This window comes from Sphingomonas sp. Root241 (assembly GCF_001428865.1).
In the GTDB taxonomy this organism is placed as follows: domain Bacteria; phylum Pseudomonadota; class Alphaproteobacteria; order Sphingomonadales; family Sphingomonadaceae; genus Sphingomonas.
The window spans coordinates 250,345-276,528 of record NZ_LMIV01000004.1 but is presented as its reverse complement, the minus strand read 5'-3'; the positions used below and the strand labels follow the sequence as shown (position 1 = coordinate 276,528).

Below are 26,184 nucleotides of genomic sequence, written 5' to 3'. Positions count from 1 at the left end.
ACCCAGCGCATCGCCGGGCCCTCACAATTCTGTCTTACGCCCAGCTACCGAAGCTGCCGGAGGCCATCAGAAGATTTTTGCCTTGGCGCCCAGGAAGAACGCTCGGCCGACCGCACTGATCGGATAAGCGGTCGCGCCAACATCCGGCTTGGTGTCGAACAAATTGGTCACGCCGGCATAGATATTGAAGCGGTCGTCCACATCGTAGGCGACATAAAGTTCGTGCTCCCACTTCTCCTTGTACCACATGTACTTGGCGGGATAATAATCGGGGTTGGCCGCTGCCTGTTCGGGCGTGGCGCGGCGGGTCTTGGACCACCAATTGATGCCGTAGTTCACCTTCACCGGCCCCTTGATCCAGGTCAGGTCGAACATCGCGCTGAACTTCGGGGCCGGATAGGCGGCCGACTCCAGCTCGTTCTTCGGATCCGCGCCCGCCGTCGGCACGAACTGCAGCTTGTTCAGATAATTGCCCTGGAGCGAGATATTGAACGTGCCGAGATTGTCGAACGGCTGGAACCGATAGTTCAGCGATACGTCGAGGCCCGCGGTCTCGTACGCCGCCACATTCTCCGGGATGATCGTGAAGAACGAGATGAAGCCGTTGGTGGGGCTGCGCTGGATGACGCTGCAGTAAATGTTGTTCAGGTCCGGCTGGTCGACGCACAGGTCGACGACGTCCTGCGCGGTCGAATACCGGATCGCCTGCTTCAGGCGGATGTCGTACCAGTCCGCGGACAGCTCGAAACCGGGCACGAAGCTGGGACGCAGGACGACACCTGCGGTCCAGGTTTTCGCCGTCTCCGCGGTCAAATCGCGATTGCCGCCCTGGAAGCCCAGCAGGCTGCTGTTCTGCGGCGATGTGAAGTCGGTTCCCGGATCGAACGTCGCCGGATTGATGCCTAAAGCGGTCAGCGCCGCGGTGCAGTTCGCGGCGCGATACTGGGTGCCCTCCGCAATGCGATCGATGCCGCACGGATCGGTTATGAACTCATAGGAGCCGCTGCCGCCGGCGAACAGTTCGGTGATGTTCGGCGCGCGGACCGCCTCCGAATAGGTACCGCGGAAGGTGATGTCGCGAATCGGCGAATAGCTGCCGTTGACGTTCCACGTCGTGGTGCGGCCGATGGTGGAATAATCCGAAAACCGGACTGCGCCGCCGATCGACAGGTTCTTGGCGAACGCCATGTCGGCGAGGATCGGCAGGTTGATCTCGCCGAACACTTCCTTGACGTCGAAGCTACCCTTGTCGACGCGCGCCGGGGCGTCGTCCATCAGCGCGCCCGCAAGGCTGTAGTCCGATGGGATAAAGTGGCTCTTCTCCTTGCGATACTCGGCACCGACCGCGAAGCCGACCGGCCCCCCGGGCAAGTTGAAGAACGCGCCGGTGTTGCCCGACAGCGCCGCCGAGACGACATGCTGCTGGATGCGCGCCCAGCTGGTGTGATCGACCGTCACGAAATCGAGCGCCGCCTGCGAGGGCGAGCCCGCGCCGAGGATGTTGAGCGGCACGCACTGCCCGGGAGCGAAGGTCTTCGGCGCGCCGTTATAGACCGGCTGGCCGCCGTAGTTATTGCCCTGAATGGTCGTCTGCCCGGGCAGGTTGATGCGACAGGTAATGCCGCCGGCGCCGTCGGACACCGCGTCAAGCGCCGCATAATAACGCTCGGTGATGCGGTCGTTGAGATTGGTAGCTTCCTGCGTCGACTGGCCGAAGACATAGGAGACGTCATAGTTGAGGTTCGACGCGATCTCGCCCTTCGCGCCTACCACGGTGCGGAACAGTTCGCGCTCCATCTCGTAGCGGCGGATGCCGAAGTCGAAATTGTCGCGGCTGAACACCGCGCCGTTCGCCGCGTCGGCACCGAAGCGCTGCTGCAGATAGGCGTTGTCCGGCGCGAGCTCGGTATAGAAGTCATAGGTCGGCTGCGCGAAGGTATAGGCCTTCGAGCGGACATATTTGCCCTCCGCATAGAGCTGGAACGCGGAACTGAAGTCGTAATGCGCCATCACATTGGCGATGTGGCGCTCCGAGAAAGGCGTGTAGTCGCCATAATAGGTCTCGCGCGGCGTGCTCGATCCGCCGATCGTGAAGGCCGAGCCCGGGAGATAGGTTCCCAGGTCGTAGATCCCGCCTTCGCCGGTCCGATCGGGCGTGAAATCGCCGTCGAGGTCGATCGCGCCGCCCGGCGAGCTGTCAGCCCAGCGCAGGTTCGTATAGAGGATGCGGTCGGGAACACCGTCATTGTCGGTAGGACCGTCCGGGTCGTCGAGGTTGCGCACAAAGGCATAAGACGGGCCGGTCTTCCCGTAATTCAGGCGATCCCGCTGGCTGAACAGATCCTGCTTGTTATATTCATAGGCGACGGTGACGTTGCCGCGTCCGTCGGCGAAGTTCTTGCCGGCGGTTACCGCGAAGAAAGATTCACCGGCATCGCCGCGCTGCGAGATGCTCGTCTGGCCGCGGAGCTTCAGACCGTCGAAGTCCTTCTTGAGGATGAAATTGACCACGCCCGAGACGCCGTCGGCGCCGTAGATGGCTGAAGCGCCGCCGGTCAGGATGTCGACCTTCTCGACCAGATCGGTCGGGATCGTGTTGGTGTCGACCGCGGCGCTGCCGGGATAGCCCGCGACATGACGGCGGCCGTCGACCAGCACCAGCGTGCGATTCGTTCCCAGGTTGCGGAGGTCGAGGTTGTTCACGCCGACATTCTGCGCTCCGCCCGTCAGGTTCGAGCCCGCGGCGATGATGTTGGTCTGCGAGCCGAGCAGCGCCGGGCTGTTGACCAGGAAATCGGTGAGGTTGGTCTTGCCCGATTGCTCGATCGTCTCGGCGCTGAGCACCTGCACCGGGTTCGGCAGCGACAGTTCCGGACGCGCGATGCGCGAACCGGTCACGACGATCTCGGTGTCGGGCGCCTCCTGCGCGTCGGCGGACTGACCGGCAGTTGCCGCCGGATCCGCGGTCGGTGCCGGCGTTTCCTGCGCGAACGCCGGCGCGGCAATCGTCATGGCAAGCAGCGAGGAGGCCAAAGCGAGACGGGCACGGCCGCCAACCCGGCGCGAGTGGAAAACAGAGTACGCCATTACTATCCCCTTTTAAGATTCCGGCTCACGCCTTCCCCTGTTACGTTTCCAGAATGTTTCCGATCCCACCGCATTGCAACATCGCGTGACGGTTCTGCAAACAGTGTAGCATTGTTGCAACACACTGATAGCCGCCGAAACGAAAAGGGCCGCACCTCCGGATGGAGAGGCGGCCCTTCTTCAGTGGATGCCGAAAAGCCTCAGTAGCGGTTGGTCCGGCTTGGACGGCCTTCCACCGGCAACCGATATTATCGGCCTGCTTTTGGCTGAGCTTCGAGAGCTCCACGCCGAGCTTCTTGAGGTACAGCGGAGCGTACCGCGCAGCAGTACGCATACTATTGCAAATCGGGATCAGGTTTCAGAACGTCGCATACATTGTTGCGGCGCCGCCAAAGCCCGTGCGCCCCGTGAAGCAAAACGCAATAAAATTACGCATTTCTACGGATTGGTAACATTTTAGCGCCCAAACAGTGGCATAAATGCCACGCTCTCCGCCAGCAACATTCTGCAACATCAATGACACTTGTCACCGGCCGCACGCGTCGTGCAACCCTACCGGGTAACGGCCAGAAAAAGGGGTAACGAGATGAAAGTGGGCTTTCTTTCCGCCACAGCGCTGCGTTCGGGTGCCTTGCTCGGCCTCGCGCTGATAGGCACCGCGCCAGCATATGCGCAAGACACCGACGGCCAGGCAACCACCGCAGCCGAGCCGACCGTCGACCAGGCGCAGGAAACCACTGAGGCACCGGGCGAAACGATCGTCGTCACCGGTTCGCGCATCCGCCGTCCCAATCTCGACTCGCCGGTTCCGGTGACTTCGATCGGCGGCGAGGAATTCTTCCAGACCGGCACCACTTCGGTCGGTGACGTTCTCAATGAGCTGCCGGCGCTCACCAGCACTTTCAGCCAGTCGAACTCGACGCGCTTCCTCGGCACTTCGGGACTGAACCTGCTAGATCTTCGCGGCCTCGGCCCGCAGCGTACCCTCGTGCTGGTCAACGGCCGTCGCCACGTCGCAGGCGACATCCTCAACAACGCCGTCTCCCCCGACGTCAATGCCATGCCGACCGATCTGATCGAGCGTGTCGACATCGTGACTGGCGGCAGCTCGGCAATCTATGGTTCGGACGCCATCGCGGGCGTGGTCAACTTCGTCCTCAAGGACAATTTCGAAGGCTTCCAAATCCGCGGTCAGGGCGGCCTCAGCGACGATTCCGACGCGCCCGACTATTACATCAGTGCACTGGCGGGCAAGAATTTCGCCGGAGGGCGTGGCAACATCGCGCTCAACCTCGAATATGCGCATCAGGGCGACTTCTACGCGTCGGATCGCGAAGAGTATCGCAACAACAACGGCTTCGTGGTCGTCGACAATGACCCGTTCGGATCGCCCAACGGTAGCGATGGCAAGCCGGACCGCGTATTCTACAAGAATATCCGGAGCGGCAGCTATGCCAATGGCGGCATGTTCTTGGGCAACAGCTGCGGCCCTTATTACTGCTCGTATCACTTCCTGCCCAACGGCAACCTTGTCCCGGTCACGGGTACCAAGGTCGGCGCGAGCTCGATCGGCAGCTTCATCGGCGGCGACGGTGACAATTTCCGCGACGGCACCCAGCTCGGCCTGCGCCCGCGCCAGGACCGCTACAGCGCCAATCTGATCGCACATTTCGAGATCTCGCCGGCGTTCGTGCCGTTCATCGAGGCCAAATATGTGCGCTCCGAAGTGCTCGGCAGTGCCAGCGGCCCGTTCTTCTTCAACGGCGGCGTCACGGGTTCGCCCCGTGAGGTGTTCTACACCGACAACCCCTATCTGAGCGCGCAGGCCCGCAACTTCCTCAACGACTATTACGGCGTTGCGCCGGGCACGAGCCAGCCCTTCTATTTCAACGAGAACGCCACCAGCCTGACCAACCGTCAGGAGTCGCTCAAGCGCGACACCTATCGGCTCGTCGGCGGCGTTCGCGGCGAGTTCGGCAGCAACTGGTCGTACGAAGTGTCGGCGAACTACGGTCGGTTCGACGAGGAGAACAAGATTCTCGGCAACGTGAACCTCCAGCGCTTCCTGCTCGCGATCGACGCCGTCGATCAGGGCCTCGTCCAGAACGGCGTCGCCAACGGCAACATCGTCTGCCGCGCCACCGTCGATCCGACGGCGCGCGTCGCGCTCGAGACCGCTGCGAACCCAACCTTCGCTGGGGCGCAGCTTGCGGCCGACGTAGCCGCCTGCCGGCCGGTCAATTTCTTCGGCGTAAACAATGTCAGTGATGCTGCGCGGGGTTACCTGCTTCAGGATTCGATAGCCAACGGTCGCATCACGCAGTTCGTCGCCAACGCGTTCGTCAGCGGCGATTCGAGCAAGTGGTTCGAACTGCCTGGCGGTCCGGTCGGCATCTCGTTCGGCGCCGAATATCGTCGCGAGACCGCGTCCTATACGCAGGACGAGTTCACGCAGGCTGGCCTGACCTTCTACAACTCGATCCCGACCTTTGATCCGCCGTCGTTCGAGGTGAAGGAAGTGTTCGGCGAGCTCAGTGTGCCGATCCTGAAGGACGTGCCCTTCTTCAACTCCCTGACGCTGAGCGGCGCAGTCCGCTATGCCGACTATAAGGGCTCGACCGGTAACGTCTTTGCTTATAACGGCAGCGTCGAATGGTCGCCGGTTCGCGACTTGCGTTTCCGCGGCAATTATTCGCGGTCGGTGCGCGCACCTACGCTCGTCGATCTCTACACCCCGTTCGGCCAGAACTACGCGTTCGTCACCGATCCCTGCTCGCTCGACAATCTCGGCGAGGGCACGGCGACCCGCGAAGCGAACTGCCGCGCGGCTGGCGTGCCGGCGGGCTACAATTTCGAGTATGTGCAAACGCTCGGCTTCCTGTCCGGCGGCAATCCGGACCTCGAGGCGGAGACTTCGGACTCCTACACGGTCGGCTTCGTGCTGCAGCCGCGTTGGATACGCGGGCTGTCGCTGACCGTCGACTTCTACGACATCACCGTGAACAACACGATTTCGTCGGTCGGCGCGCAGGACATCCTCGATAATTGCTATGATGCCGCGGATCTGAACAACCAGTATTGCAGCCTCTTCCAGCGTTACACGGGAGCAGGCACCGGTCCTCGCGGCGAGATCACCGGCCAGGTTCTCGAGAACAACCTGCGCGCAGGTCCGCTGAACTATGCGAAGCTGAAGGTTCGCGGCATCGATGCCGAAATCGGTTATCGCGGTGCGATCGGGAACATCGGCAACCTATCGACCCGCGCGATCTACAGCCATAACTTCCGCAACGACAGCTATCTCGATCCGGCCGACCCCGGTCGTCGCGATCAGCAGCTGGGTGAGCTCGGCTATCCGAAGGACGAGGCACAGTGGAGCCTCGACCTTCAGACCGGCCCGATCACGCTCGGCTACAAGATGCGCTATGTCGGCAAGATGACCGTTGCGCCGTGGGAAGCCACGCACACGGTGCAGGGTCGCGCGCCTGAAGATGCGGACTATTCGGACATCACCGAATATCCGTCGACCTTCTACCACAATATCCGCGTGCAGATGGACGTGGGCAAGTCGTACAATCTGTATCTCGGCGTCGACAATCTGCTCGACACCGTGCCGCCGCTCGGCACCACTGGCGCGGGCTTCGGCAGCGGCATCTACGACAATGTCGGCCGCTTCCTCTATGCCGGCTTCGTCGCCAAGTTCTGATCGGAACTTCGGACAAAGCTTTGGGGGCCGGGATCGTTCCCGGCCCCCTTTTTCTTGGGCTATCGCCGATTTGCTGGCATCGCATCTCGATGACCGTTTCCATCGATAGCGCGCCGCTTCTTCGCGAGGCCGGCGAGGCCCTTTCCCGCGGCGATCTGGCTGCCGCCGAACGTGCGGTCCGCGCCGTGCTGCGTCAGGACACGAACAACGTCCTCGCGATTCTGATGCTCGCCGACATCGCCGGCGCGGTCGGCATCTATCCCGAGGCCGAGGCACAGCTCCGCCGGGCGATCGCGCTTGCCCCTGATCATGTTGAGGCATGGGTGAACCTCGCGCTTGTCCTCGTCCAGCAGCGCCGCACCGACGAAGGCCTCGCGTTGCTCGACCGCGCGATCGACCGCGAACCGGGCCATGTCCGCGCCGCCGGATCGAAAGCCAACATCCTCGCCCAGCTCGGCGACTATGACGCAGCCGCGTCGACATATGAGGCGCTGCTCGCCCGCATCGGCGACAATGCCGATGTCTGGATGTGGTACGGCCATCTGCTCAAGACGCTCGGCCGGCAGGACGACGCAGTCGCCGCCTATCGCCGCGCCACCGGCATCGCCCCCGATCTGGCCGAAGCCTGGTGGTCGCTCGCCGAGCTCAAGGCCGGGCGGATCACCGATGCGGATGTCGCGACGATGGAGCGCGCGCTCGCTGCCTCACCCGCGGACCCAAAGGCGCTCTTCCTCCATTTCGCGCTCGGCAAGGCGCTCGAGGACCGCCGGGACTGGCCGCGCTCATTCGCGCATTACGCCGCGGGCAATCGCCTGCGGCTCGCTCTCGAACCGCACGACCGGCAGCTGGTGAGCGCCGAAGTCGATCGCGCGATCCGCATCTACGACCGCGACTTCTTCGCCGCCCGCGCCGGCTGGGGCACGCCCGCGGCCGATCCGATCTTCATCCTCGGCCTGCCCCGCGCCGGCTCGACGCTGCTCGAGCAGATCCTCGCCAGCCACCCGCAAATCGAGGGCACTGCCGAGCTCCCCTACATTCCCCAGCTCGTCCAGGCACTCGTCGCCGAACGCTGGCGCGATCGCGCGGCTGCGCATCCCGAGATCGTCACTGCGCTCGACTCCGCCAGTGCCGCCACGCTCGGCACACGTTACCTCGAAAGCGCCGCCCGCCACCGCAAGACCGGCGCGCCATTCTTCGTCGACAAGCTGCCCAATAATTGGCTCTATGCAGGCTTCATCCACCTGATCCTGCCCAATGCCCGGATCATCGACGCCCGGCGCGATCCGATGGCGTGCTGCTTCTCCAACTTCAAACAGCATTTCGCGCGCGGCCAGACCTTCGCTTATTCGCTCGAGGATCTCGGCGCCTATTATCGCGACAATGTCCGCCTGATGGCACATCTGGACGGCGCGATGCCCGGCGTGATCCACCGGATCCAGCACGAGGCCCTGCTCGCCGATCCCGAGGCTGAAATCCGCCGGATGCTCGATTTTCTCGGGCTGCCGTTCGATGCGGCCTGCCTCGCCCCGCACGAAAACAAGCGCCCGGTCCGCACAGCCAGCTCCGAACAGGTACGCCGCCCGATCAACCGCGACGCGGTCGATCAGTGGCGCCATTACGAACCCTGGCTGGGCCCGCTCAGAGCCGCGCTCGGCCTGCAATGAAAAAAGGGCCGCGGTTCGCACCGCGGCCCCTCTTGTCTCGATCGGTCGTCCGATCAGTAGCGGTAGTGATCCGGCTTGAACGGCCCTTCCACCGGCACGCCGATATAGTCGGCCTGCTTCTGGCTGAGCTTCGAAAGCTTCACGCCCAGCTTCTCGAGGTGCAAGGCCGCGACCTTCTCGTCGAGATGCTTCGGGAGCACGTAGACTTCGTTCTTGTAGTTCTCGCCCTTGGTCCACAACTCGATCTGCGCGAGCGTCTGGTTGGTGAACGACGACGACATCACGAAGCTCGGATGGCCGGTCGCGCAGCCGAGGTTCACGAGGCGGCCCTTGGCGAGGATGATGATCTGCTTGCCGTCGGGGAACTTCACCAGGTCGGTGCCCGGCTTCACTTCGTCCCACTCGTAGTTCGACAGTGCCGAAATCTGGATCTCGCTGTCGAAGTGGCCGATGTTGCAGACGATCGCCATCGGCTTCATCGCGCGCATGTGATCTGCGGTGATCACGTCGGCATTGCCGGTCGCGGTCACGAAAATGTCGGCGCGCTGGACGGCCTCGTCCATCGTCACGACCTCGAAGCCCTCCATCGCCGCCTGCAGCGCGCAGATCGGATCGATCTCGGTGACGAGAACGCGCGCGCCGCCGTTGCGGAGCGACTGGGCCGAGCCCTTGCCGACATCGCCGAAGCCGGCGACCACGGCGACCTTGCCGGCGAGCATCACGTCGGTGGCGCGGCGGATCGCGTCGACCAAAGATTCCTTGCAGCCATAGAGGTTGTCGAACTTCGACTTGGTGACGCTATCGTTGACGTTGATCGCCGGGAACGGCAGCTCGCCCTTCTTGGCGATCTCGTACAGGCGGTGGACCCCGGTGGTGGTCTCTTCCGAAACGCCCTTCAGGTTCTTGACCGTCTGGGTCAGGTAACCCGGATACTTGGCGATGAACGCCTTCAATGCACGCTGGAACTCGACCTCTTCGTCATTCTCCGGCTCGCCCAAAGTCGCGCCGGCCTCGAGCTTGGCGCCCCAGAGCGCGAACATCGTTGCGTCGCCGCCGTCGTCGAGGATGATGTTGGCGGTGGTGCCGTCACCGTCCGCGCCCCAGTTGAAGATGTCGCCGACATAGTCCCAATATTCGGCCAGGCTCTCGCCCTTCACGGCGAACACCGGGATGCCGGCAGCCGCGATGGCGGCGGCGGCATGGTCCTGCGTCGAGAAGATGTTGCAGGTCGCCCAGCGGACGTCGGCGCCGAGCGCGGTAAGCGTCTCGATCAGCACCGCGGTCTGGATCGTCATGTGGAGCGAACCGGTGATCCGCGCGCCCTTCAGCGGCTGCGACGGGCCGAACTCTTCGCGCAGGCTCATCAGACCCGGCATCTCGGTCTCGGCGATTTCGATTTCCTTGCGGCCGAAAGCGGCGAGTTCGATGTCCTTGATGACGTAGTCGTTCTTGTCGAGCACGGTAGCCACGGGCTGATCTCCAGCAGGTATAAAAGGGTCCGCGCGCCGGACTCGCCGGCCGCGATTGGCGCGCCCTACCGCGTCAGATGGGAATGCGCAAGTAGGATATAAAGATATCTTTATATGTACCCACTCAGCCGACCAGTCCCGCCTCAGTCAGCTTGAGCCGGCGCAGATCGAGGTTCATATCGGTACGAAACCGCGCGGCCGCCGCATCGGAGAACCGGGCAGCCGCAGCGGCATCGCGCTGGGTCACCGCGTCTGAATAAGCCGACCCCTGCGCCACGAAATTGAGCATGAACGTCTCGGCCATCGCCTGCCGCTCGGCATTGCCCATTTTTGCAAAGGCCATGCTCATGCCGAGCGCCCGCGCCACCTGCCCGCGCACCGCCTGCACATGCGCCCGGCTCGCGAAGGGCACCTTGTTGGCAATCTGCCAGTTCTGCACCCAATAGCTCGTCATCGCGTCCGCAACGTCGCCGCGCCGCAGCCCGTCGACCGCGACATGCTTTTCCCATAGTCCCAACAAATCGTTCTGCTCGACGGCCTTGCGCAGCCGGTCGGCATTGCCCGGGTCCGCCCGCGCCACGAAGTCGGCGAATTTCGCGCGGACCTGCGCGGATATCGCCGGAGAGCCGCGATAGCGCGTGCTGGTAGCCTCGGTCGGTCGTGTCGGCGCAGCGGCCCGACGATCGCCGCCACCGCTGCGCACCGTCGAGCCGAGAACATTGTTCATCTGCCCCACCGACGCCATCGACGCGCCGAAGTCGATATATTGGCTGCCGATCGCCGGGAAATCCTGTGCCCCTGCCGGCCCCGCGGCGAGGATGGCAACGAGCATGGCAGCAAGACGATAACGCATCCCGAACACCCCTCCGATCGACCGGCCAGATGGACCGCGATGATGACGACCAAGTGTCGCACCGGCCAGCCGTCGTCACGCACGTCTCGCCCTGCGAAAGCGGCATCGTGTCGCATCTCGGGGCGACTGGCCGCCCCGAAAACGCGCCGAACCCCGTCGCTCATCCGGCACGTTTCCGATAGGCCCGCAACCGAAGGTCACCGATCCGGAGGATTCGATCCCATGTCCGTTCGTGTCGCGATCCTGGCCCTTGTGAGCCTCGCCATGCCCGCCGTGGCGCACGACGTGCCGACGGTCCTGCCGAACAACTATGTGCTCTCGGACATCCTCAACCAGCAGAGGATCGAGGCGGCGATCGGCACGCGTCCGGCAACCCCGCGGCGCAAGTCCACGGCCACCGCTCCCGCTTCCCGCGTAGTAACCAGCTACCGGTCCTCCCCGGTGGTCAGCGCGCGCATACGCCGGCAGTTCATCGCGTCGATGAGCGGCAAGGTCGGGGCCGCCAATGCCCGCCAGCTTGCCGAGGCGCTGGAACGCGGCGATCCGATCGCCAACTGGTCGCAGATCGTCGCCGCCGACGGCCTGCGCAGCGGCGACGTGGCCGATGCCTTCGCCGCTTATTGGCTGCTCAACTGGGCGATGGCCAATGGCCGCGAGGGCAACCGGGCACAGGTGCTCGCCGTCCGCGATCAGACGCGTTCGATCCTCGCATCCAACCCGCACCACGCAGCGCTGAGCGAGGCGCAACGCCAGGAAATGGCCGAGACCTTCATGCTCAACTTCCTCGTCCAGCACGCCGCCTATAGCGATGCCATGAAGCGCCGCGACCAGGCGACGATGCGTCGGTTGGGCGACGCGGCAGTCGCGCGCTTCCGTGGCGAAATGGGCCTCGATCTTCGTCGGCTCCAGCTGGGCGGCGCCGGCTTCATACCGACAGGCGGATAAGCGTCACCGCACCAGCCGATAGCTTACGAACGCCACCTGCTTCCCGTCGGGCGACCAGCTCGGCACGTTGATCGTTCCCTGCCCGCCGAACAGCCGCGTCAGTACCTGCGGCGGCGCGCTGCCGTCCGCGGGCATGATCTCGAGCGCCACGTCCTCGCGATTGGGCGGATGGTCGGTCAGCGCGACATCGAGCCCGAACGACACGAACACGATCCACTTCCCGTCGGGCGACACGTGCGGAAACCAGTCGCGCCGATCGGGATCGCGGGTGAGCTGCACCGGATCGCTCCCATCGGCGTTGGCGCGCCAGATCGCCATCGCGCCGCTACGGGTCGAGTTGAAGTACAGATATTTGCCGTCGGGCGAATATTCAGGCCCGTCGTCCACTCCCGGCCCGACGATCAGCGGCCGCGCCGGTCCGCCGGCCAGATCCTTCGCCCAGATATCGTAGCTGTCGTCATCGGTGCCGACCCGCACATAAGCCAGCGTCTTCCCGTCCGGGCTCCAGCCATGCCAATAGGACCGCGCCTTGGGATCGCTCACCAATTCGCGCGGGCGCTCCGATCCGGCGAGCGGCAGCACATAAATGCGCGAGAGATTGTCGGGCTCGGACTGGTCCGAGATCACCAGGCTGTTGCCGTCGGGCGAGATGCCGTGATCGTTGTTGTTCCTGATATTGCGCCCGGTCGGGATCGCCACCGGCTCGCCGCCTTCCACGGGAATCCGCCAGATCCGGCCATCGGCATTGTAGACCAGCGCCTTGCCGTCGCGCGTCCAGTTCGGCGCCTCGATCTTGCCGGGGAAGTGGCGGACCACCCTGCGGCTCTGCACCCCACTCACTTCGATCACTTCGAGCGTGCTCTCGACCTTCGCCGCATATCCCGTGTCGGGCACATAAGCGAGGCTCGGCACCTGCATCTCGACGTTGGAGAAGGTCGCGGTCTCGGTAACCGCATTGTCGTGCGCCGACACCGCCAGCCCCACCAGAACCGGCGCCTGGAACGCGATCCGGTAACTCCCGCCGGCATGGACCAGCTTGCCGTCCGCCCCAGCGACCGAGAAAGTCACGAAATTCCCCTCGCGCTCGAGCCGGACCCGGCTGGGATGCAAGACGGCGGAGACGATCTGTCGCGTCGGTCCGTCCTGTTCGGCGCGATATTGCAGCGAGGTCATCCCGTCGCCGTGCACCATCACATCGGCATAAGGCGATCCGGGCGTCCGGTTCTGCCGCATCATCAGCCCCGCCTTGCGGTGCGGGTCCTTGCCCTTGCCTTCCCACGCGATGCCGGCGGCGATGTGCAGGTCGCCGGAGCGCTGCACCCAGGCATAATGAAACGCGTCCTTCTCGCCCCAGATGTTCGCGCCGCTCGCGGTCATGCGATAGCGGCCCGCGTCGTAGGTCAGGCTGCCGGGCGTGGCGGTATCGCCGATATCGGCGTGGTTGGCAAAGATGCCGACGGTCTGCGCCGCCACGGGGGTCGCCCAGAGCGCGAGCGCGCATGCCGCAGCCAAACCTCTGATCATGCGCCGCTCTCCCCTTGCTCCTCCGGGCTCCTGCGAAAGCAGCAGCCCAGGGCAATGCAGTACGGCGCCATCCTGGGCTCCTGCTTTCGCAGGAGCACGGCATCTTCGCGCGCCTTCGTTCTTTCGTTATGTTAGCGCTACCCACTTTCGAAGCGAAACCATTTCGCATCACCGCTTCTGGCCTTATTCTGCGCGGCGATGACCCCAGACATCACCCCCGTCCTCCGCGCACTCGAAGCGCATGCCGATCCGGCATTCCGCGACACGATGGGTCCGCGCTTCGGCATCGTCACGGCGGACCGGGTGCTGGGCGTGCCGATGGCGAAGATCCACGACGTCGCCAAGCCGCTCGGCCGCGACCCGGAACTCGCCGAGGCGCTGTGGCAGTGCGGCGTGTACGAAGCGCGGATGGCCGCCTGCATGGTCGACGATCCCGCCACGGTAACGCCCGAACGGATGGACCGCTGGCGCGCCGATCTCGACAATTGGGCCGTCACCGACACGGCCTGCTTCAAGCTGTGGGACCGCACCCCGCATGCCTTCGCGATGATCGATCGCTGGGCGATGCTCGACCAGGAGTTCGGCCGGCGCGCGGCCTTCGCCTTGCTCGCCAGCTGCGCCCTGCATCGCAAGGGCACGGACGCCGATTATCTCACCCGATTGCCGCTGATCCATGCCGCGGCAGACGACGAACGCAATTTCGTCAAGAAAGGGGTCAGCTGGGCATTGCGTGCGATCGGCGGCAGGCAGAGCCCTGCTTTGCGCACAGCCGCCCGCGATCTCGCCGCCACCCTCGCCGCGTCGCCCGACAAAACCCGGCGTTGGATCGGCAAGGACGCCCTGCGCGAGTTCGCCAAGGCCGACGCGAAAAGCTGATCTTCACGCCGTCCCGGTGCTGTTCGCCAACAGCCGCGGATCGATTCCCGCGATCTCAAATCCCTGCGCCCAGCGTCGCCGGGCATCGACGTCGTAGAGCAGCTTCGTGTCGCCGCTGGTGCTGAACCAGCCGTGCCGGGTCATCTCCTCGTCGAGCTGGCCCTCGCCCCAGCCGGCATAGCCGAGCGCGACCAGCCAGTGGCTCGGCCCCTTCCCCTCTGCGATCGCCTTGAGCACGTCGATCGTGCCGGAAAGCGCCCAGCGCCCGCCGACATCGATCGTGTCCTGCCCGCCCCAGTCGGTCGAGTGCAGCACGAAGCCGCGCCGCGGCTCGACCGGGCCGCCGAAATGCACCGGCGCGTCGGGCACCTCGCCGGGATCGATCTCGAACTGCTTGAGCAATTCGTGGAGCCCCAGTCCCTCGATCGTCTCGCCGATGCCGATGCCCAGCGCCCCTTCCTCGTCGTGCGCGCACATAGCGATCACTGCGTGCTCGAAGCGCGGATCGCCGATCCCCGGCATCGCGAGGAGGAACTGACCGGTGAGATAAGGCGTCGAATCCATGCCGCGACAACTTATCGCTTCGGTTTCGGGTCCGTCACGCTTGAAAATGTCATCGACCGCGCCGATTGGAGCATTGACCTCAAAAAGGAGAGTGAAATGACCATCCAGGTTGGCGACCGCATTCCCAGCACCCAGCTCGTCAAGGTGACCGAGGCAGGCCCCGAGCAGATCGGCTCGGACGAATATTTCGCCGGCCGCAAGGTCGCGCTCTTCTCGGTGCCCGGCGCCTTCACGCCCACCTGCTCGGCCAAGCACCTCCCCGGCTTCGTCGAAAAGGCCGACGAGATCAAGGCGAAGGGCGTCGACGAGATCGCCTGCACCGCGGTGAACGACGCGTTCGTGATGGGCGCCTGGGGCAAGTCGTCGGGCGTCGACGGTAAGGTGACGATGCTCGCCGACGGCAACGGCACCTTCGCCAAGGCAGTGGGCCTCGAGATGGACGGCAGCGGCTTCGGCCTCGGCACCCGCGGTAAGCGCTATTCGATGCTGGTCAATGACGGCGTCGTCGAGCAGCTCCACCTCGAGGCGCCCGGCGCGTTCGAAGTCAGCTCGGCCGATTATCTGCTCGGCCAGCTGTAACGCCGCACCCGTAACGGAACTGCCGTGCCGTTGCAGGAGTTGATCCATGTAACTTCTACGAAAGGGAAGCGTCATGGCCAACAGCAACAGCAACAGCACGAGCGGTTCGGCCGGCGAGAGCGCCGGCCAGAGCCAGGGTTCCGAGAAATCCTTCCTCGCCTCGGCGCAGGAAACGGTTGCCGGCGCAGTCGATGCGACGGTGCAGGCAGTGAAGGATCACCCGGTCGCCGCAGCCGCGGTCGCCGCGGGTGCCGCCGCGGCAGTGGGCGGTGCAGTCTATGCCGCCACCCAATTGGGCGGCGAAAAGGAGCCGGCCTCGAAGAAATGATCCGATCGGCTCCCGCTCGTCCACGGGCGGGGGCCGACGATCTGTCCGGCAGTCTTGCCAGAGTCATCTTCGCGCATTAGCGATCGAAGATGACTCAAGCATCAGACATCGTCGCCGAGCTGGACCGCCTCTATCGCGCCTCGGTCGAACGCCTCCAGGCCGCCCTCACCCGCTATCTCGAAGACGGCACGCCGCCGGCTCCGATTAGCCGCACCGACGGCTCCTTCGCTTATCCCGAGATTCGGCTCACCTATCGCGGCGGCAATGATCGCCCCGCCCCGCCGCGTTCGTTCGGCCGGCTGGTCGATCCCGGCGAGTATCGCATCAGCGTCACCAAGCCGGCGATGTTCTCCGACTATCTGACCGAGCAGCTCACTTTCCTGATCGAGGATTACGATGTCGAGGTCGATGCGACGACCGGGCGGCAGGAGATCCCCTTCGCTTATGTGCTCGATCCCGGCCACGCGCTGAGCCTCGACGAAGTCTCGGCGACCGAGCTAGCCCGCCATTTCCCCGCGACCGAGCTCGCGCATATCGGTGACGAGATCGCCGACGGCCTGTGGGTGTCGCCCGACGGGATCCGGCCGCTGGCGCTGTTCGACGGGCTGCGCACCGATTTCAGCCTCGCCCGCCTGCGCCACTATACCGGCACGCCGACCGAGCATGTCCAGCAGTACATCCTGTTCACCAACTATCACCGCTATGTCGACGAATTCGTCCGCTGGGCATGCGGCCAGCTCGGGCCCGACAGCCGCTACACCGGCGTCTCGGGTGCCGGCGGCATCGTCATCGAGAGCGCCGACGACATGGACCGGCTGATCTCGGACAGCGCCTGGCGCCGCCACCAGATGCCAGCCTATCACCTGATGGCCCCCGGCCGGACGGGCATCACCTTGGTCAATATCGGCGTCGGTCCCTCCAACGCGAAGACCATCGCCGATCACCTCGCGGTGCTCCGTCCCGAGGCGTGGCTGATGATCGGCCATTGCGGCGGCCTTCGCCCCAGCCAGCGGATCGGCGACTATGTCCTCGCCCACGCCTATCTGCGCGACGATCACATCATGGACGACGTGCTGCCCCCCGAGATCCCGATCCCCGCGATCGCCGAGGTCCAGCTGGCGCTCGCCCGTGCCGCCGAGACCGTCTCGGGCCAGTCGGGCGACGAACTCAAGCAGCGGCTGCGCACCGGCACGATCGTCACCACCGACGATCGCAACTGGGAGCTGCGCTACTCGGCCACCGCGCTGCGCTTCTCGCTCAGCCGCGCGGTCGGCGTCGACATGGAATCGGCCACGCTCGCCGCGCAAGGCTATCGCTTCCGGGTGCCCTACGGCACCCTGCTCTGCGTGTCGGACAAGCCGCTGCACGGCGAACTCAAGCTCCCCGGCCAGGCCAACCGCTTCTACGAGCGCGCGATCAACGAGCATCTCCGCATCGGCATCGAAACCGTCGAGGAGCTCCGCCGCGAAGGCGCCAAGCTGCACAGCCGCAAGCTGCGGGCATTCAACGAGCCGCCGTTTAGATAGTCAAAATCCTCCCTCGCGAAGCGGGGGAGGATATCGGGCGCACCCCGAGCGTTCTCCCGCGAAAGGAGCCCGCCATGATCGATCCCGAGCAACAGCCCGAAGCCGAAACCCCGCACGCGCATCAGCCCGACGGTACCGACAGCTCCGCCGAATTCGCCGCGGGGATCGCCGACGAGAACACGATTCCCGACGAATTGCCCGAGTGAATCGCGTCAGCGGGTGTGTCGGAGTTTGAAATTCAGGGCCGGTCGCGGAGATATCCCGCGATCTCACTCAGCTTGCTACCGATGTAGTAGAGCATGCCCAATACGACACTGCCCCAAACGACGAACATAATCGGTGGAATGTTGTTCACGCCTCTCCCCTTCGCTTCTTGTATGGCCCGCGCGGCGCAGGAGCCAGCGCATGATCCATGATCCCCGCTGCAATGCCCGTCAGCGGCTGAGCTGGAATTCCACCACCAGGCTGGCGTTGACGGTGACCTGGTCGGCGGCACCATCCTTCTTCGGTGCGACGATCGTCACCAACTCGCCGATCAGCGCGAGCGCGCCGGCGGTCGGGTCCTGCTTCTCGCTGACCTTGACGATCGCGCTGCGCTTGAGCCCGAGCGTCGCGGCATAGGCATCGGCCTCGCCCTGCGCCTTCTTGATCGCCGCGGCCTTGGCCGCCCGCGTCGGCGCGACATAGTCGGTGAGCAGCGGCAGCACGTCCTCGTCGAGCTTGCCGCCATTCGCCTCGATCGGCGCCTTGGCGCTCTCGATCGCGGCGCGCGTCGGCGCGTCGAAGTGCAGCGTCTCGGTAGCGGTGGATTGCGGCGTCTCCTTGCTATCCTCCTCGAGCGTTTCGAGGCTGAAGCTCGGCTTCGACTTGGCGCCTGCGAAGGACGAGATCAGGCCCATCAGCGAGTTGGTCGTACCGATCTCGCCCTGGCCCTCACGGATATTGAGTGCCGTGAGTGCCTGAATCAGCTTGGCGCGATTGGCCGCGAGCGTCGCGCCCGCAGCAGTCTCATCCTTGCCCTTGGCAGTGAGCGTCACCGACATCCGGTAACGCTGCGCGGGCACGCTGACCTGCCCGGTGGTGACGATCTCCACCGAGACCGGCCCCGCCGTCTGCGCCTGGGCGGCCAGCGGCGCTGCCGCCAGCCCGAGCGCAATCGCGTACTTGATCATCTTGTTTCCCCTTTTCTTTAAGCGCGGCGTGTCACCAGCCCTGCGGCTGACCCTTGTTCTGCGCGTCGAGCCACTTCTTGAGCGGCGCGAAATATTCCATCATCGGCTTGCCCGATATCTCGCGGGTGCCGGTGAAGGCCTGCAGCGCGTCGGGCCAGGGCTTGGACGCACCCATCTCGAGCATCTTGTTCAGCCGCGCGCCGACTTCCTTGTTCCCGTAGAACGAGCAGCGATGCAGCGGCCCCTTCCAGCCCGCCTGATCGCATGCCGCCTTGTAGAACTGGAACTGGAGCAGCCGCGCGAGGAAATAGCGCGTATAGGATACGCTGCCGGCGACGTGATATTTGCCGCCTGCGTCGAAGCGCGTCTCGTCGCGCGCGACCGGCGGTGTCAGCCCCTGATATTGCAGGCGGAGCTTGTCCCACCCGGCCTGATAGCCGTCGGGCTTGATCTCGCCCGAGAAGATCTGCCAGCGATATTTGTCGACCAGCAGCCCGAACGGCAGGAACGCGACCTTGTCCATCGCCTGGCGCAGCAGCAGCCCGGTATCCTTGTCGGCGCCCGGCACCGCCGACTTGTCGAGCAAACCGATCTGGACGAGATATTCGGGCGTGATCGAAAGCGCGACGAAATCGCCGATCGCCTCGTGGAAGCCGTCATTCGCGCCGTTGCGGTAGAGCTGCGGCAGATCCTTGTACGCGCGCTGGTAGTAATTGTGGCCGAGTTCGTGATGGATCGTGACGAAATCGTCCGAATTCACCTTGATGCACATCTTGATGCGCAGATCGTCCTTCTCGTCCACATCCCATGCCGAGGCATGGCACAGCACTTCGCGGTCTGCGGGCTTGAGGAACAGCGAACGCTGCCAGAAGCTCTCGGGCAGCGGCGTGAAGCCGAGCGAGGAATAGAAGCCCTCGCCGGTCTGGACCATCTTCTTCCAGTCATAGCTCTTGGCCTTGAGCAGCTCGCCGACGTCATAGCCGACATCCCCGGCACCGGCCGGCGCGACGACATCGTAGATATTGCCCCATTCCTGGGCCCACATGTTGCCGAGCAGATCGGCGCGGATCGGACCGGTCTTCGACTGGACCGCGTCGCCGTACTTCTCGTTCAATTTGCGGCGGACATAAGTGTGGAGCGCGACATAGAGCGGCTTGACGTCGGCCCAGAGCTTGTCGGTCAGCTTCGCGAATTCTTCCGGCGGCATGTCATAGCCCGAACGCCACATCGTGCCAGTGTCGGGGAAGCCGAGTTCGGTGGCGCCCTGATTGGCGATGCCGGTCATCTTCGCATAATCGCCGCGCATCGGCGCGCCGACATTGTCGTTCCAGCTGACCCACATCTCCTTGAGCTCGGCCGGATTGCGGTTCTCGCCCATCGCCGCCTCGATGTCGCTGCCGTTGATCGGCTTGCCGTTCAGCGTACCCTTGCCCTTGGCGTACATCGATCCGAGCCGCGTCGAGATATCCGACAGCTGCTGCGCGGCACCCGGCGTGGTCGGCGCGGGAAGCGTGATCGCGCTGCGCAACATGGTGAGCTGGCGCTTCTGCTCAGGCGTTAGCCCCGGCGCATTCTGGTACTTCGCCGCCTCGATCGCATAGCGCACCGCCATCTCGGTGCCCCGCGCGCCATATTCGGCGGCGAGCGCATCGGTATCGTCGGTGATGTAGGTCGCGTTGATCCAAGCGACGCGCTGACTGATCAGGTTGAACTCGGTATATTCCTTCTGGACGCGGTCGATGAACGCCTGTGCCTCGGCGGCAGTGGGCGCGCTGGTCGCGGATGTCGCCGGCGCGGTCTGCGAGACCGCGGGAGCGGCCAGGAACGAGACGAGCGCGAGCATCGAGATGCCGGTACGGATCATGTGGGGGAGCCCCTTTGTTCGTTGATGGCGCGGACACTCGCGCGGCGGGCGAGGTCGGTCAAGCGCCCCTCTTTTCGTCATCCCCGCGAAAGCGGGGACCCATCTCCGAACAACGCAGCGGGCAAACACCGCTGCCGTACCTGCTGGACAACGCACGAGATGGGTCCCCGCTTTCGCGGGATGACGTGATTGAAGGTTAGTCCACCAAAAACCCCACGATCGCATCCCCCAGCTCGGGCCGAGTCACCGCACTCATGTGATTGCCCGGAATCTCGACGAAACGCCCCTGCGGCAGCAGATCCGCCACCTCCTGCGCCGAGCCATTGTCGAAATCCTCGGCGCCGGTGACCACCAGCGCGGGAAGGTCGATCGCCGCGATTTCCTCCCTCGACGTATCGACGAAGGTCTGCAGGATCAGCAGCAGCGCCTCCGGATCGCCCTTGGTGGTCTTGAGGAACGCCTCGGTCATCCATTCCGAGCTGCCGCGCTCGAAGGTGCCGAGATTGGTGAGCACCCGCCTGAAATAAGTGCCTCGCCCATGCGTGTCGGTCAGCCCCGCCAGCCCCATGCCGCACAACACCGCCCGCCGCGGCTTCGCGCCGTGGACGAGCATCCGCAGCGTCGTGCGTCCGCCCAACGAATAGCCGCCGAGGTCGTAATCGGTCAGCCCCAGATGCTCGATCAGCGCGAAGCCGTCGCGCATCAGCACATCGGGCGGATAGGCGGCGGGAGCGTGCGGCCGGTCGCTCAGCCCGTGCCCGCGCAGATCGGGCATGATCACCCGGAAGCCGCGCGCGGCGAGCTTCTCGGCATGGCCGTATTTGATCCAGTTGACGTGCGCCGTGGAGAAATAGCCGTGGATCAGCACCACCGGCCGCGCGCCCTCGTCCTTTGGTCCCATCTCGGTCCAGGCGAGCTCGACTCCGTCGAAGCTCTGGAAGCGGTGCGTCTCAGTCGGGAAGTTTGCCAACGGTTTTCATCCAGCGCTGCACGAGGCTCGGGTTCTGGTCGGTCCGTGAGGCGGGCAAGTGGCTGGTGTCAAGCCAGGCGCGGTGCCAGCTCTCGCATCCCGAATGCTCAGTGGGCACGAAATCCCCGGGATCGTCGAAGCTGCCGACGGTCATGTCCATCCGGTCATGGCCATGCGCTTCATAAGTGAGCGGCGTCCCACAGGTCGCGCAGAAGCCCCGCTGCGCGATCGGCGACGAATCGTAGCGATCGGGCTCGGTCTCCCAATGCACGTCGCTCTTGAACAGGTTCTTGAACGCGACCGACACCCCGCCGGTGGCGCGCTGGCACATCCGGCAATGGCAGAGATACGCCTCGTCGTCGTGCACCGTCGCGCGATAGCGCACGCGCCCGCACTGGCATCCGCCCGTCATCTCACCCGCCATGATTGTCCTCCATGCAATTGCCGCAGCGCACAATGCAAGCTGGTCCTAGATTGCAATCCATAAGCCTGCTTACTATGTGCGTGCTATGGCCCATAATGTCGGTTTCCTCATAAGCGATGTCTCGCGCATTATGCGTCGCCGCTTCGACGAGCGCGCGCGCAAGAGCGGCGCGACGGGCCCGCAATGGCGCACGCTCAAGCTCCTCGAACGGCACGAAGGACTAAACCAGGGACAGCTCGCGGAGTTGCTCGAAGTCGAGCCGATCACCAGTTCCCGGATGATCGACCGGCTGGAGGAAGCCGGGCTGGTCGAGCGCCGCCCCGATCCCGCCGACCGGCGCGCCTGGCGCATCCATCTCACTGAAAAGGCCCGCCCGGTGCTCGCCGAGCTTCACGATATCGCCAACGAGATGATCGAAGCGGCGCTTCATGGGTTGGACGCTGCGCAGCGCGATGCGCTGGTCGCTTCGCTCAACGTCATCCGATCCAACATGACCGAAACCAGACCCGAGACCAAAGAGGCCGCAAATGGCTGACGCCGATCCCAAGATCGAAAAGACGCCCGCGGAGGCGATAGTCATCGAACCCGGCGCACAGGGGGAACCCGTGCAGGAAACCGCCGAGCCGCGCGCCAAGCGCAGCTGGCTGCGGCCGCTATTGATGTTCGGCGTGCCGCTGATCATCCTCGCGATCGTCGGCTTTTTCTGGCTGACCTCGGGCCGCTTCGCTTCGACCGACAATGCCTATGTCCAGCATGACAAGGTCTCGGTCTCGGCCGAAGTCGCCGGACGGATCGTCAAGGTCGCGGTGCGCGAGAACCAGCGCGTCAGGAAGGGCGACCTGCTCTTCGAGATCGACCCCGCTCCCTATCGCATCGCAGTGGCGCAGGCCGACGCGGCGATCGCCAATGCCCAGGTCGAACTCCAGACGCTGCAGACCAGCTATGTCGGCACCGGCGCCGACATCCAGGCCGCGCGCGACCGCATCGCGCAGGCGCAGGAAGATTATGGCCGCCAGGCCGAGCTGATGAAGCGCGGCTTCACGACGCGCGCCAGCTTCCAGGCCGCGCAGCATGCGCTCGAACAGGCCCGTGCCTCGCTGCAGAGCGCGCAGGCCGATGCCGCCGAGGCGCGCTCGAAGCTCGCCACCGGCGCGGCGGTGCCCGGCGAGAACCCGGCGATCGCCGCGGCGCGCGTCCAGCGCGAGCAGGCATTGCTCAACCTCAGCCGCACGAAGGTCTACGCGCCCGCCGACGGCATCGTCAGCCAGTCCGATCGCCTGCAGGTGGGCCAGCAGATGATGACCGGACTGCCCGCAGTGACGATCGTCACCAGCGACCTTTCATGGGTCGAGGCGAATTTCAAGGAAACCGATCTCAACAAGATGCGCGTCGGTCAGTGCGCCGAAGTGAGCTTCGACGCCTATCCAGGGCTGAAGCTCAAGGGCCATGTCTGGTCGATCGGCGCGCTCACCGGGTCCGAATCATCGGTGCTGCCGGCGCAGAACGCCAACGGCAATTGGGTGAAGGTGACCCAGCGCGTTCCGGTCCGCATCGCGATCGACGAGAAGAGCCCGCGCGCGCTGATCGCGGGCCTGTCGTCGGACGTCGAGGTCGATCTGCGGAACCAGTGCAAATAACGAAACATCGTCATCCCCACGAAAGCGAGGACCCATCTCCACCACGCGCAGCACGCCGGGACAGTGAAGGAGATGGGCCCCCGCTTTCGCGGGGGTGACGCCACAAAGATTGTTGGAACCATGGCCACCGCCCGCCCTGCCCAGCCCGCAGCCGCCGCGCCCTCCGCGCCGCAGCCCGGCGTGGCCGCGCTCCCCGTCACCAATCGCGGGCTGCTCACCTTCGGCGTCATGCTGGCGACGATCATGCAGATCCTCGACACGACGATCGCCAATGTCGCGCTGCCCCACATGCAGACGTCGCTGGGCGCGACCGCCGACACCGTCACCTGGGTGCTGACCAGCTATATCGTCGCCTCGGCGATCGCGATCCCGATCACCGGCTGGCTTTCGGACCGGATCGGCTCGCGCAACCTGTTCCTGATTTCCACCGTCGGCTTCATCATCGCCTCGGCCTTGTGCGGCATGGCGCAGAGCCTGGAGGAGATGGTGCTCTTCCGTCTGCTCCAGGGTGTTTCCGCCGCCTTCATGAACCCGCTCAGCCAGACGGTGATGCTCGACATCAACCCGCCGGAGCGGCAGGCCAAGGCGATGTCGATCTGGGGCATGGGGATCATGGTCGGGCCGATCATGGGCCCGGTGATCGGCGGCTGGCTGACCGACAATTTCAATTGGCGCTGGGTGTTCTACGTCAATCTGCCGCTGGGCGTGATCTGCATCGCGATCCTGTGGTGGCTGCTGCCGTCGCGACCGGTGCGCAAGCGGCGGTTCGACATTTTCGGCTTCTCGATGCTCTCTTTGGGCATAGCCGGGCTCCAATTGATGCTCGACCGCGGCCAGACCGAGGACTGGTTCCAGTCGACCGAAGTATGGATCGAGATGCTCATCGCGATCATCGCCTTCTGGATGTTCACGGTGCACATGTTCACGGCGAAGAACCCGATGTTCGACCGCGATCTGTGGAAGAACCGCAACCTCGTCACCGCGGTGCTGTTCATGCTGGTGATCGGCGTAGTGATGATGGCGACGATGGCGCTGCTCCCGCCGATGCTCCAGACGCTCTACGGCCATTCGGTGTTCGACACCGGCGTGCTGCTGATGCCGCGCGGCGTGGGCGTGGTGCTGACGATGGCGATCTCGGCGCAGCTCGTGCAGCGTGGGCTCGATCCGCGCTGGCTGGTCGGCACCGGCTTCGTGATCGCCGCGCTCTCCTTATGGGAGATGACGCACTGGTCACTCGAGATGGATTCGACGCCGGTGATCATCTCGGGGTTCATCCAGGGGCTCGGCCTGGGCATGATCTTCATGCCGCTCCAGGGCATGGCCTTCGCCACTTTGCCCCCGCAATATCGCACCGAGGGATCGAGCCTGATGAACCTGACGCGCAACATCGGCGCGTCGGTGGGCATCTCGCTGGTGACGACGATGCTCGCCCGCAGCATCCAGACCAGCCATGCCGCGCTGGCGCCGCATATCTCGGCGGAGAGCCTCGACGGCCTCGATCCGGGCTTCCTCCAGGCGCTGGGCGGAATCGGCCAGACCGCCTATGCGATGGCGGATGCCGAGATCAACCGCCAGGCGATGATGATCGGCTATCTCAACGACTTCTGGGGCATGGCGATCGTCACCGCGCTGTCGATCCCGCTGGTGATCTTCCTCCGCCGCCCCAAAGGTCCGATCGAGAAGCCCGATCCTGCGGCGGCGGGGCACTGAAGCCTTTCACGTCGTCCCGGCACAAGGCCGGGATGACGCTGCAGGAATCAGGCCGCCTTCTTCAAATGCCGCCGCCCCAGCAGCTCGGCGATCTGCACTGCGTTGAGCGCGGCACCTTTCCGCAGATTATCGCTCACGCACCACAGCGACAGGCCGTTCTCGACGGTCGAATCCTCGCGGACGCGGCTGACGAACGTGGCATATTCGCCGACGCATTCGATCGGCGTGACGTATCCGCCATCCTCATGTTTGTCGATCAGCATCACCCCCGGCGCCTCGCGCAGGATGCTCTTGGCCTGCGCAGCCGAGATCTCGTCCTCGAACTCGATGTTGATCGCTTCCGAATGGCCGACGAACACGGGCACGCGCACGCAGGTCGCGGTTACCTTGATCTTCGGATCGAGGATCTTCTTGGTCTCGACCACCATCTTCCATTCTTCCTTGGTCGATCCGTCGTCGAGGAAGCTGTCGATGTGCGGGATCACGTTGAACGCGATCTGCTTGGTGAACTTGCTCGGCGTGGCGGGATCGCCGACGAAGATATTCCGGGACTGCTCGAACAGCTCGTCCATCCCGGCCTTGCCCGCGCCGGAAACCGACTGATAGGTCGCGACGACGACGCGCTTGATCCTGGCGGCATCGTGCAGCGGCTTCAGCGCCACCACCATCTGCGCGGTCGAGCAGTTCGGGTTCGCGATGATGTTGCGCTTGGTATAGCCGTCGATCGCCTCGGGGTTCACTTCGGGCACGATCAGCGGCACGTCCGGATCCATCCGGTAGAGCGACGCATTGTCGATCACCGTGCAGCCCGCCGCCGCGAAGCGCGGGGCATGAAGCTTCGAGCCTTCCGATCCGATCGCGAACAAAGCCATGTCCCAGCCCTTGGGATCGAAATGCTCGATGTTCTGGACCTTGAACTTCTTGCCGGTCTCGCCGAAATCGATCTCGTCGCCCTGGCTGCGCGCGGAGGCGAGCACGGCGAGCTCGTCGATCGGGAATTCCCGCTCGGCGAGGATGTTCAGCATTTCACGCCCGACATTGCCGGTGGCGCCTGCGACCACGACACGGTAGCCCATTTTCGTCCTTCCATCAGGATCGTCGCACTTGCGCCGACGAACGGTTCATTGGTTGTAGATGAGGTGGAATGCCAGCGCATTCCAGTTGCTTCGACGCAAAGCTCGGCTTCGCGCGCGCCTGAGCGTCAGGCGCGTTTGGTAATTCGCGTGCTAGTTCGCGGTTTTCGAAGCATGTGGCGCCCCTAACAGACCAAAAGCTGCGTGGCGAGGGGC

Annotated in this window: 21 protein-coding genes; 11 read left to right on the top strand and 10 right to left on the bottom strand. The window is 64.6% G+C overall.

The annotated features are described in order from the left end of the window. Positions 1-66: 66 nt before the first annotated feature. Complete coding sequence (locus ASE13_RS18480) at positions 67-3,087, bottom strand: TonB-dependent receptor plug domain-containing protein (protein WP_056619750.1); 3,021 nt, start codon at positions 3,085-3,087, stop codon at positions 67-69. Positions 3,088-3,673: 586 nt separating this feature from the next. Between ASE13_RS18480 and ASE13_RS18475 the strand changes: the two genes are divergently transcribed. Both ASE13_RS18475 and ASE13_RS18470 read left to right on the top strand, forming a co-directional pair. Beyond that, the gene (locus tag ASE13_RS18475; protein ID WP_082597037.1) at positions 3,674-6,790 is read left to right on the top strand and encodes a TonB-dependent receptor domain-containing protein; all 3,117 of its coding nucleotides are present in this window, start codon (positions 3,674-3,676) and stop codon (positions 6,788-6,790) included. Positions 6,791-6,879: 89 nt separating this feature from the next. Continuing rightward, positions 6,880-8,454 carry a tetratricopeptide repeat-containing sulfotransferase family protein gene (locus tag ASE13_RS18470; RefSeq protein WP_056619748.1) on the top strand — a complete coding sequence of 525 codons (1,575 nt, stop codon included), beginning with the start codon at positions 6,880-6,882 and terminating at the stop codon, positions 8,452-8,454. 53 nt (positions 8,455-8,507) lie between these two features. On the opposite strand, the gene ahcY is transcribed toward ASE13_RS18470, so the two are convergent. Then, positions 8,508-9,923, bottom strand: coding sequence for an adenosylhomocysteinase (gene ahcY / locus ASE13_RS18465; RefSeq protein WP_056619745.1), 1,416 nt, complete (start codon positions 9,921-9,923; stop codon positions 8,508-8,510). Between the two features lie 124 nt (positions 9,924-10,047). Continuing rightward, positions 10,048-10,776: a DUF6683 family protein gene (locus ASE13_RS18460; RefSeq protein WP_156404980.1), complete on the bottom strand. Its 729-nt coding sequence runs from the start codon at positions 10,774-10,776 to the stop codon at positions 10,048-10,050. Positions 10,777-10,998: 222 nt separating this feature from the next. On the opposite strand from ASE13_RS18460, the gene ASE13_RS18455 reads away from it, so the two are divergent. Continuing rightward, on the top strand, positions 10,999-11,721 hold the full coding sequence (locus ASE13_RS18455) for a DUF6683 family protein (RefSeq protein ID WP_056619736.1): 723 nt from the start codon (positions 10,999-11,001) through the stop codon (positions 11,719-11,721). Positions 11,722-11,724: 3 nt separating this feature from the next. On the opposite strand, the gene ASE13_RS18450 is transcribed toward ASE13_RS18455, so the two are convergent. Further along, positions 11,725-13,245, bottom strand: coding sequence for a TolB family protein (locus tag ASE13_RS18450; protein ID WP_056619727.1), 1,521 nt, complete (start codon positions 13,243-13,245; stop codon positions 11,725-11,727). A 198-nt stretch (positions 13,246-13,443) separates the two neighbouring features. On the opposite strand from ASE13_RS18450, the gene ASE13_RS18445 reads away from it, so the two are divergent. Beyond that, positions 13,444-14,121, top strand: coding sequence for a DNA alkylation repair protein (locus tag ASE13_RS18445; RefSeq protein ID WP_082597035.1), 678 nt, complete (start codon positions 13,444-13,446; stop codon positions 14,119-14,121). Positions 14,122-14,124: 3 nt separating this feature from the next. Here the strand turns inward: ASE13_RS18445 and ASE13_RS18440 are convergent, their stop codons facing one another. Further along, complete coding sequence (locus ASE13_RS18440; protein WP_056619722.1) at positions 14,125-14,685, bottom strand: YqgE/AlgH family protein; 561 nt, start codon at positions 14,683-14,685, stop codon at positions 14,125-14,127. Between the two features lie 96 nt (positions 14,686-14,781). On the opposite strand from ASE13_RS18440, the gene ASE13_RS18435 reads away from it, so the two are divergent. From ASE13_RS18435 to ASE13_RS20375, 4 genes are all read left to right on the top strand, one after another. Further along, positions 14,782-15,264 carry a peroxiredoxin gene (locus ASE13_RS18435; protein ID WP_056619719.1) on the top strand — a complete coding sequence of 161 codons (483 nt, stop codon included), beginning with the start codon at positions 14,782-14,784 and terminating at the stop codon, positions 15,262-15,264. A 73-nt stretch (positions 15,265-15,337) separates the two neighbouring features. Beyond that, positions 15,338-15,592, top strand: a complete 255-nt coding sequence (locus ASE13_RS18430) for a hypothetical protein (protein ID WP_056619713.1) — start codon at positions 15,338-15,340, stop codon at positions 15,590-15,592. A gap of 89 nt (positions 15,593-15,681) precedes the next feature. Then, positions 15,682-17,118 (top strand): AMP nucleosidase, encoded by a 1,437-nt coding sequence (locus ASE13_RS18425; protein WP_056619709.1) that lies wholly within the window; start codon positions 15,682-15,684, stop codon positions 17,116-17,118. A gap of 74 nt (positions 17,119-17,192) precedes the next feature. Then, entirely contained in the window at positions 17,193-17,324 is a 132-nt protein-coding gene (locus tag ASE13_RS20375; protein WP_268801311.1) for a hypothetical protein, read from the top strand. 228 nt (positions 17,325-17,552) lie between these two features. Here ASE13_RS20375 and ASE13_RS18420 read toward each other — a convergent pair whose 3' ends face one another. The 4 genes from ASE13_RS18420 to ASE13_RS18405 all read right to left on the bottom strand — a co-directional run bounded on the left by ASE13_RS18420 (position 17,553) and on the right by ASE13_RS18405 (position 21,548). Beyond that, a complete protein-coding gene (locus ASE13_RS18420) occupies positions 17,553-18,290 on the bottom strand; it encodes an SIMPL domain-containing protein (RefSeq protein ID WP_056619704.1) in 738 nt (245 codons plus the stop codon). 31 nt (positions 18,291-18,321) lie between these two features. Continuing rightward, positions 18,322-20,154, bottom strand: coding sequence for a M2 family metallopeptidase (locus tag ASE13_RS18415; protein ID WP_056619701.1), 1,833 nt, complete (start codon positions 20,152-20,154; stop codon positions 18,322-18,324). 196 nt (positions 20,155-20,350) lie between these two features. Next, positions 20,351-21,124: an alpha/beta fold hydrolase gene (locus ASE13_RS18410; protein ID WP_056619698.1), complete on the bottom strand. Its 774-nt coding sequence runs from the start codon at positions 21,122-21,124 to the stop codon at positions 20,351-20,353. Next, positions 21,105-21,548, bottom strand: coding sequence for a GFA family protein (locus ASE13_RS18405; protein WP_056619695.1), 444 nt, complete (start codon positions 21,546-21,548; stop codon positions 21,105-21,107). Before ASE13_RS18405 ends, ASE13_RS18410 begins: the two co-directional genes overlap by 20 nt. A gap of 85 nt (positions 21,549-21,633) precedes the next feature. Here ASE13_RS18405 and ASE13_RS18400 point away from each other — a divergent pair, with 85 nt between their 5' ends. The 3 genes from ASE13_RS18400 (at position 21,634) to ASE13_RS18390 (ending at position 24,895) form a co-directional block, all read left to right on the top strand. Beyond that, positions 21,634-22,083, top strand: a complete 450-nt coding sequence (locus ASE13_RS18400; protein ID WP_056619687.1) for a MarR family winged helix-turn-helix transcriptional regulator — start codon at positions 21,634-21,636, stop codon at positions 22,081-22,083. Then, on the top strand, positions 22,076-23,185 hold the full coding sequence (locus tag ASE13_RS18395) for an HlyD family secretion protein (protein ID WP_056619683.1): 1,110 nt from the start codon (positions 22,076-22,078) through the stop codon (positions 23,183-23,185). Before ASE13_RS18400 ends, ASE13_RS18395 begins: the two co-directional genes overlap by 8 nt. A 120-nt stretch (positions 23,186-23,305) precedes the next feature. After that, entirely contained in the window at positions 23,306-24,895 is a 1,590-nt protein-coding gene (locus ASE13_RS18390) for a DHA2 family efflux MFS transporter permease subunit (protein WP_056619680.1), read from the top strand. Between the two features lie 47 nt (positions 24,896-24,942). On the opposite strand, the gene ASE13_RS18385 is transcribed toward ASE13_RS18390, so the two are convergent. Next, positions 24,943-25,971 (bottom strand): aspartate-semialdehyde dehydrogenase, encoded by a 1,029-nt coding sequence (locus ASE13_RS18385; protein ID WP_056619678.1) that lies wholly within the window; start codon positions 25,969-25,971, stop codon positions 24,943-24,945. Positions 25,972-26,184: the final 213 nt, after the last annotated feature.